The 7,724-nt window shown below is 68.8% G+C and carries 7 protein-coding genes and 1 pseudogene; 1 reads left to right on the top strand and 7 read right to left on the bottom strand.

The annotated features are described in order from the left end of the window. Positions 1 to 482: 482 nt before the first annotated feature. The 3 genes and pseudogenes from G6R24_RS23405 to G6R24_RS21705 form a co-directional block, all read right to left on the bottom strand. Positions 483 to 791 (bottom strand): replication-relaxation family protein, encoded by a 309-nt coding sequence (locus G6R24_RS23405; protein ID WP_263864071.1) that lies wholly within the window; start codon positions 789 to 791, stop codon positions 483 to 485. 119 nt (positions 792 to 910) lie between these two features. Further along, positions 911 to 1,099, bottom strand: a pseudogene (locus tag G6R24_RS23400) (replication-relaxation family protein); the annotation flags it as partial. 370 nt (positions 1,100 to 1,469) lie between these two features. Beyond that, positions 1,470 to 1,913: a hypothetical protein gene (locus G6R24_RS21705; RefSeq protein WP_192029154.1), complete on the bottom strand. Its 444-nt coding sequence runs from the start codon at positions 1,911 to 1,913 to the stop codon at positions 1,470 to 1,472. Between the two features lie 999 nt (positions 1,914 to 2,912). Between G6R24_RS21705 and G6R24_RS24585 the strand changes: the two genes are divergently transcribed. Then, entirely contained in the window at positions 2,913 to 3,632 is a 720-nt protein-coding gene (locus G6R24_RS24585; RefSeq protein ID WP_163550046.1) for a GNAT family N-acetyltransferase, read from the top strand. A gap of 50 nt (positions 3,633 to 3,682) precedes the next feature. Here G6R24_RS24585 and G6R24_RS16005 read toward each other — a convergent pair whose 3' ends face one another. The 4 genes from G6R24_RS16005 to G6R24_RS15990 form a co-directional block, all read right to left on the bottom strand. Beyond that, on the bottom strand, positions 3,683 to 4,537 hold the full coding sequence (locus G6R24_RS16005) for a glycosyltransferase (protein ID WP_163550048.1): 855 nt from the start codon (positions 4,535 to 4,537) through the stop codon (positions 3,683 to 3,685). A 25-nt stretch (positions 4,538 to 4,562) separates the two neighbouring features. After that, positions 4,563 to 5,180 carry an SRPBCC family protein gene (locus G6R24_RS16000; protein ID WP_225438601.1) on the bottom strand — a complete coding sequence of 206 codons (618 nt, stop codon included), beginning with the start codon at positions 5,178 to 5,180 and terminating at the stop codon, positions 4,563 to 4,565. 46 nt (positions 5,181 to 5,226) lie between these two features. Beyond that, complete coding sequence (locus tag G6R24_RS15995; protein WP_163550045.1) at positions 5,227 to 5,490, bottom strand: hypothetical protein; 264 nt, start codon at positions 5,488 to 5,490, stop codon at positions 5,227 to 5,229. Positions 5,491 to 5,923: 433 nt separating this feature from the next. Further along, entirely contained in the window at positions 5,924 to 7,225 is a 1,302-nt protein-coding gene (locus G6R24_RS15990) for a cytochrome P450 (protein ID WP_163550044.1), read from the bottom strand. Positions 7,226 to 7,724 lie beyond the last annotated feature (499 nt).

The raw sequence follows: 7,724 nt of genomic DNA, 5'->3' as shown, positions 1-7,724 counted from the left end.
ACCCACAGCATTCTCCGCGATCCGGGCACTCTATTTCTATTCCATGAGTTCTGCATAAGCCTCCTGGTGTGCGGGGCCGTCATATCCATTTTAGGGATCGCAACTCCGTGACCGCCTCGTCGACGCCGCCACCGCCAACGGGGTCGTCATATCCCTTTGAGGGATCGCAACTGGACGTGACGACCGTGTACGCGGTCGCGGACGCGATGCATGGTGGTCGCGGCAGCCATGCCCGGCCGAGCCGGGGGGTCCTGCCGGGGGGTCCTGCCGGCTGGCACGCTGCCTGCTTGGCAGGACCCTTCGGGCGTCTGGGTATCGGTACCTGTGGGTGGCCCTGGCTGGGGCGGATGGAGCCGTGTCGGACGCCCGATGTCACTGTCGGTTGCGGAGCTGCCGGTCAGGGTTGGCGGTGGGAGGTCGGAGGCCGGCCAGCTGGAGGCTGAGACGGCGGGTGGTGCCCGGGGTGAGGGGATGCCAGCGGGTCAGGGTGGCGTCCAGATGCTCATAGGTTCGGCGAGGTCTGCGGCTGTCGTCGAGACCGGCGCCCGCGTCGGGTTATCCAGGTTGCGCAGCGCCTCAGTAAGGACCTCACGGAGGTGGGCTTCGCGGCGCCGGGTGGTAGTCCAGATCAGGAGCGGCGTGTCGATCCTGATCGTTTTGGCGAGTCGGCCGTAGGCGTCGATCTTGAAGGTGAGGCGGTGGAGCGCTTCGGTGCCGAAATCCGGTTCGAGGAACCATTCGACCTCGGCGCGGTCCTGCGCCCACCGGCCGTGCGCGTTGGGCTGGACGATGTCCCCGAACGGGTGGGCGCAGCGTTCCTCCGGTCACCGGCCGCGAGCCGGCCGGTGACCTCGGGCTGGCGGGCGTGATGGACCAGCCGGGTGAATATTCCGCTGACCGCGATCCGGTGGGCCAGGTGCAGTGAGTGGGCGATACCCATGGCACGGTCCTGCTGATAGCCGATCTTCTTCGGGGCCAGGCCGTCCTTGTGTGCGAGGACGGCGGCGCCGGCGACGTCGAGGACATAGTGCATGGGCGAGAGGCCGCTGACCGCGAGCGGTTGGTAATGATCAGGAACCCGCCGGCGGTAGAGCTCCAGCGGGCGGGTGTTCGCCGATCGGCGAGTAGTCCAGCCGAGTTCGACGATCTGATGGGTCGTGGATCAAGCGTGCGACCCGCTGGTCCTTCGTAGTGGGGGGTGAGCCAGCCAAAGCCGGTGTTCTCCGCTGGAGACGACGCGCGCGGTGGGGTCGGGCGTAGGCGCGGCGGCCGAGGTAGGTCTGCTCCGGAGGGTTCGTGATCACGCGGAGAGAGCTCCCAAGAGGGTCATCGGGCAGGGGGAGGTCGACGAGCAGGCAGGAAGAACGGGCGGATGCCAGGCCGGGAGTGGGTGGGCTGACGCGTCCGCACCAGGACATTCCGGCCAGCATTCGGGACGGCACGCCGATCCCGTCATCGGGACGGGGCCCTCATCCGACGGCGGCCAGAGTGCCTGTCCCGGCCGGCTTGACCGGTCCGAGATCAACCATGTCGACGTCGTCCAACACGACCACCGCTGGCGACCTGTCCGCGGCGCTGTCGTCAGCTTCCGGCACGGTCGCGGCCGTGCCGCCCTCGGATACGCCGGCGTTGGGAGCGTGTTCTTCCAGCACCCGGTATGCCTCGGTGCGTAGCTGCGCAACCAGGGCCCGCGCCCGCTTCGAGCCGACCTTGAGTCGTTTGCGCAGCTCGTCCGAGGAGATTGGACGGCGGTGCTCTGCCCAGTAGCGGGCGTCCTCGCGCCGCGCGCGCTCCAGTAGCGAGCCGTCGAGTACCACAGTGCTCGGCCGGCCGGGAGCGCGCTGCGCCGGACCTGCCGCCGCCTCGGCCTGGGGGCTCTCGCCTCTGGTTGGCGCCGACACGGTGGTGGCCACCGTTGCCCCGTCGGTGTCTGCTGGCTGGTCTGGGACGACGGGGTGGAAGGACGACGGGGTGGAAGGTGGTGGGGTGGCGCATCGCGCGCAACAGCCCCGGGCCCACCTCGGACCAGCCGATCAGCAAAGCTGGCCCGACCGCGTCGAACGCAGCCTTTCCGTAGTCTCCCGCGATCACCGGCTCTGCTACGTTGAGCGTCAGTGTGACCACGCTGGAGAATATCAGTAGTCGCTGTGCTGGATGCAGCAGCTCGGGCGGCGCGCCTTGCACCGCAAGCTGCCGGGTCCCCAGCAAAAGGCCCACCACGGACAAGTCGACGGCCGGGGCCACCAGCGGCGCGACCCAGATCGGCACTCCCAGACGCAGCCCGAGCTGGAACACATTGCCGAACCCGAAAGCGAAGGTCAGACCGACGACCACAACCATGATCACGGCGACCAGGGTGGCCACTGGGTCTCGTCCCGCCGCCGACGGCACCACAGCCGGACCGGCCACCACGGCCGTATTACCCCCGGCCATCAGGCATCCACCTTGGTCAGCGCCCGCGCCACTGCCGACTGGACTCCGTCACTGGGAGTGATAGGTGCAGGTACACGGGCCGAAACCACCAGGCGTGACTTCGCTCGGTTCTGCGTAGATGCTGTACGAATCTCCCCCGGGGTACACAAAAAGTGTTCGCATTGCCACACAGAGCCACAACCACCGAGATCGTCCGGGCTGACCTCCCGCCTCACGCCCTCGCGCGGCGGAGCATCGGTTCGGCCAACGAGGCGCCCGACAGCGGGGCCGAGCGGAAGACCAGCGTTCTCGCCACCGCGGGTTCCGCCGACGTGCCCATGAGACGCGGCGCCACGCCTCGAAACCATGGCCGCGGTTCGTGACACCTTTTCCGAAAGCCTCGGATATGCATGATGCATATTTGCCGCCGTGGGGGCAAGAATGGTTCTGGCTTCGGGAAGTGAGCGACCGGGGCCCGGGCGGGGATGGACGGGAGTCAGATGATCGGGTGGCGCCGGGTTACGGAAGACGACTTTCCGTTGTTGGGGACGTGGCTGGAGCAACCGCACGTCGCCCGCTGGTGGAACCACGAGACCACGCCCGAGGCCGTCCGGCGCGACTTCGGCCCGACGGCCCGCGGCGAGGAGCCCGCACAGGACTTCCTCGCGCTGCTGGACGATCAGCCGTTCGGCCTGGTGCAACGATGTCGTCTGATCGACTACTCGGAGTACCTCGACGAGTTGAGACCAGTCATCGAGGTGCCTGTGGGCGCGATGAGCCTCGACTATCTCATCGGCGACCGCGGCCAGACCGGGCGCGGCCTCGGACCTGCCATGCTCACGTCAATGGTCGCCAGGACGTGGTCCGACCATCCCGAATCCGACTGTGTGATTGTTCCGGTGGTCGCGGCGAACCGGGCGTCCTGGCGAGCACTGGAAAAAGACCGCTGCCCGCCGGGCCGAAAGGCTCAGCGGGCAGCGGTCGTGGCATATCGTCAGCGAAAGTCAGTAGCGGGCGCCGGCCGTCGAGCGGTTACGCGAGCGCCGACGCAGACGTCGGAGACCTCGGGCAGCCGACCGGTCGGCCGCGTTCACGTCATGCCGGGCCTCACCGCGGAGCCTGCGCAGCATCTTCATCGTGACCTCCTCGAGCTGTCTGTCGTCCAACCGGCGGCCGTTGCGCCGGCATGGTTCACAGCGTGCCCGTCATGTCGACTTTAACACGCCAACGTCCGACGAGATTCGAAACGGCGGTCGCGCGGCTCGGCGACTCAGTGGTCGGGGAGCAGGTCGGCGGGCGGCGGGCCGAAGCGTCCGCGGACGAAGTCGACGAGCCCCCGCAGGCGTCCTCTGGGATGCCAGTAGGGGCCGCGGCGGGATGGGGCCACCGCACCGGCGGCGAGCTGCCACAGGGCGATACAGAAGCGGATGAACGTGTGGTAGCGACCCGAGTGATCCCGGACCAGCAGCAGGGTGTTGCGCAGCTGCAGGTAGTCGATGGCCGCGGAGGTCGAGCTGATGTGTGGGTTCTTCACCATCGCGCCCCGGACAAGGCCGCATTCCCAGCCGGCGTCGCGGGCACGCAGCGCGAGGTCGGCCTCCTCGCAGTAGGCGAAGTAGCGCTCGTCGAAGACACCGATCTCGTCGAGGCAGGCGCGGCGGGCGAACATCAGCGTGCCGTGCGGGTGGCCGGCGGGCTCCCAGCCCTCGTGGACACGCGCCGGGATGAGGATGCCACCGAAGTACGGGTCAATGACCGGTGTGGCGCCGTCGCCCACATCGGCGCAGGCCAAGCCCGCCCGCGGCCGTTGGGCGAGGGCGGCCAGGATGCCACTGAGGCAGTTCGGCGCGGGCAGCGCGTCGTGGGGCGCCAGGACCACCCACTCACCGGCGGTCGGGTCCTCGAGGAACCGGCGGTAGCCGATGTTCGCGGCCGGGCCGAATCCCACGTTGCCGCCGGCGGGCACCACCGTGACATCGTCGGCCTCGACCGGCGGCACCGTCGCCGAGCCGTTGTCGACGAGGGTGATGACGACGGGGACGTCCTGGGCGCGAAAGGCGTCGATCGTGTCCACCAGCCGCTCGGGCTGGTTTCGGTACACGAGGACGACCGGAAGGGGCTGCACAGCCACAGTGCTATCGCGGCGGGCGCTACCGGGGCGCCCTGATGTGCGCGGGCTGCTCGACGGTGCGGGCCAGGATGCCCAGCGTCGCCCGCAGGCCCGCCTCGGGGATCACCGGGAAGATCCCTTTCCCCCGATACGCCTCGTCGATCTCGCTCCAGTCGTAGTACGACGTGACCAGGGTGCCGGACTCGACGGGCCGCAGCTGGTAGCCGTACAGGTGCCGCAGCGGTGGGTCGACGATCCCGCCGCCGATCGTCCACTCGAGGAGGGCGTCCGACTCGAACTTGGTGATCTTCACCGTGACGTCGTACTTGCCGAGGGGATAGTCGTTGAGCGACTCCCGGTCCATGTGGACGACAAAGGTGTCACCCACCTGGGCCACGCGCTGCCCCTCGGTGGACTGCAACATTCCTGAACTGTCGATCGCGACGTGTCCCGCCGGATCGGTCAGCACCGCGAAAATCACGTCGGGCGTCGCCGCGACCGTGCGCTGTACCTCGAACCGTTCAACCGTCGTCATGCCGGGCATCCTCGCATCGCGGGGCGCCCTGGCGCCAACGCGCCGAGACATCTGGCCGGCACGGCCCATCGCGGCCGCGCCGGCTGATTCCACCCGTTGCCAGTCGGGGCTGGCCGCCTTCACGGCGGGACCCCGGAAGTGGCCCCGATCTCGGGCCAACGCGCTGGTGTCAGCGGGAGCCAGCGGCTCCCTGGAGGACACGCAGGCCGGGCTTGCTGCTCCGCTGCGCCCCGCTCCGCTGCGCCGGAACCGCGATCTGGGCGGCCTGCTCGCTGTTGGCGCGCAGGACGATCGTGGCCATCTCCTGGCGGGCGGACGGCGAAAGGTCGGGGTCTGCGAACAGCAGTGCGATCTCACGGCGCTGGGCACGCTGGGCACGGAACGCGGCGAACGCATCCCGCAGCGAGAAAGCGGAATTCTGGTGGGCGCTCATAAGAAACTCCTTCAGTCACAACCGGGGAGGACGGGCCACTGTCATCTCCCACCATCATTCTGCACCCGGAAGGACCACTACGGGGTGACCGGACAACGTGATGTGGACTGCAGTCCGTCGCATTCGTCGACCTATATGAGCTGGCCCACAGTAATGGCGCTCACAATCCGGCCTGGACGGTAACCGCGGTCACACGATGTTCCCCCGCTATTGCCGTTCCACGTAGCGGCCGTCACATTCCCATGGCCGCGGCCGATGCCGCACCGCTCCCACCACCCCGCACGCCCCGGCGCACCACCCACCACCAGATGCCCATGTGACGCACGGCACCCACTGTCGCACCCCGCCGTCCACCTTCCGCCGTACGCGAAATCGGGTGCGTCTGCGATACGTCCGAAGAACAGTCGGGCGCCCGAGGAACAGCCGGGTTCCGTCAGAATGTCACCGGAAGGCTTTGCAGACCGTATACGACGGTGTCGGTCCGGAAAACCACCTCCTCGAAGGGTATGGCGAGCGCGAGGTCGGGGAAACGGCGCAACAACGCCGGCAGGCCGATGCGCAGCTCCATCCGGGCCAGCGGCGCACCGAGGCAGTGGTGGCGACCGAAACCAAAGGCGACATGACCGATGGCTCCCCGGGTGATGTCGAGGCGGTCGGGATCGTCGATGAAGGCCGGGTCCCGGTTGGCCGCGGGCAGCGAAACCACGAGGTGGTCTTCGGGCGCCACCTCCCGTCCGCCGAACGTCGCACCCGCGTCGCGAGCGGTACGCGGGACGGCGGCGTGCACGATCGACAGCCAGCGCAGCAGTTCCTCCACCGCCGGCAGGGTCATCGCGGGATCGTCACGCACGGCGGCGAGCTGCTCGGGGTGGCGCAGCAGCGCCAGCGTGCCGAGGGCGAACATGTTCGCGGTCGTCTCGTGCCCGGCGATCAGCAGCAGGTTCGCGACGCCGACCAGTTCGGCGGTGCTCAGCTCGTCGCCATGTTCACGGACCAGCATGCCCAGGGTGTCCTCCCCCGGCTCACGGCGAGCCCGGTCGACCAGGGTGGCCATGTAGGCCCGGCTCTCGGCCACCACCGCGAACCGCTCGTCGACGGGCAGGGTCACGTCGATCTGACGGGCGGTGCGCTGGTGGAAGGCGTCCCGGTCGGCGTAGGGCACGCCGAGCAGCTCGCAGATCACCAGGGACGGCACCGCGAGCGCGAAGGTGGGCACCAGATCCACGGGACGTCCGGCCCGCTCGACGTCGTCGAGGGCATCCTCGATGATCTCGGTGACCCGCGCCTGGAGCCGCCGCATCCGGGCGCCGGTGAACTCCGGGGTGAGCATGCGGCGCAACCGGGTGTGGTCGGGTGGATCGAGGACGAGCAGGTTGCCGGCCCGAAGGTCAGCCAGGGTGCCCGCGTGCGGGCCACCGGCGGCAGCCGTTCCCTCCACGCCCTCGGCGGTACCAGTGGCACTCGCGACGCCAGTGGCCCTCGCGGCACGGGCGGCGGCGGTGGCATCGGTGGCACTGACCGGGGACGCGAGGAAACCACCGGCGAAGCTGCCGAACCGGTCGGCGTCTCCGAGGATGGCGCGGACCTCGTCGTAGCGGGTCACGATCCGCGCGTTCAGCCCGAAGGGGGTGGTCACCGGAAGCAGCCGCCCCTCCCGCTGAGCTTCGAGGAGCTCCTGACCGGGCCCGAACAGCGTCCGCCGCATGTACTCGGGGGTCGTCCACACATCCGTCATGATCATCCAAATAGTTACGGAGGGTGTAAACTCTGTCAACGTTTAGTCAGCGTAGCATCGACGGCGGCGCCTCGATCACTCCTGCCGTCCACCCCCGCGGCTCGACCCGGTACGCCGTCCCTGAGCATCCGTGGGCAGCGGGCCAGCGCGACCCGGCGAAGCACGGCGACACGGCGACACGGTGCGTGTACGGCACGGTGCGAGGACGGCACGGCAGCCCACCCCCTCCCCTGCCGGCGGCAGCCGGGGAAGGCACCGGCCGCTCGACCAGAAAGCGCGTGATTCCGGGAACTGTCGTCACACTCGGCTGGCCGGGGTATACCCGCGTCGGAGGCGGACACGGGACCGGAACGAAGCCGGCGCGATAATGCCATGATATCCATCAGGGCAACATCTGCGGACAACGGCAGCAGGCACCGCCAGCTGCCCCGACGACCGCGGGCTAGACTTCCTGAAAGCCACTATAAAAGACTTTGAAAGCGGCGAGAAAATAGCAGAG

This window comes from Candidatus Frankia nodulisporulans, from assembly GCF_902806475.1.
Classification (GTDB): domain Bacteria; phylum Actinomycetota; class Actinomycetes; order Frankiales; family Frankiaceae; genus Frankia; species Frankia umida.
The sequence above is the reverse complement of the archived record's forward strand: the minus strand, read 5'-3'. Positions and strand labels throughout refer to the sequence as shown.

What these genes read in the sequence shown, in the direction of transcription:
- G6R24_RS24585 (WP_163550046.1), top strand. Translation starts at nt 2,913, where the DNA reads ATGATCGGGTGGCGCCGGGTTACGGAAGACGACTTTCCGTTGTTGGGG.
- G6R24_RS15995 (WP_163550045.1), bottom strand. Translation starts at nt 5,490, where the DNA reads ATGAGCGCCCACCAGAATTCCGCTTTCTCGCTGCGGGATGCGTTCGCC.
- G6R24_RS15990 (WP_163550044.1), bottom strand. Translation starts at nt 7,225, where the DNA reads ATGACGGATGTGTGGACGACCCCCGAGTACATGCGGCGGACGCTGTTC.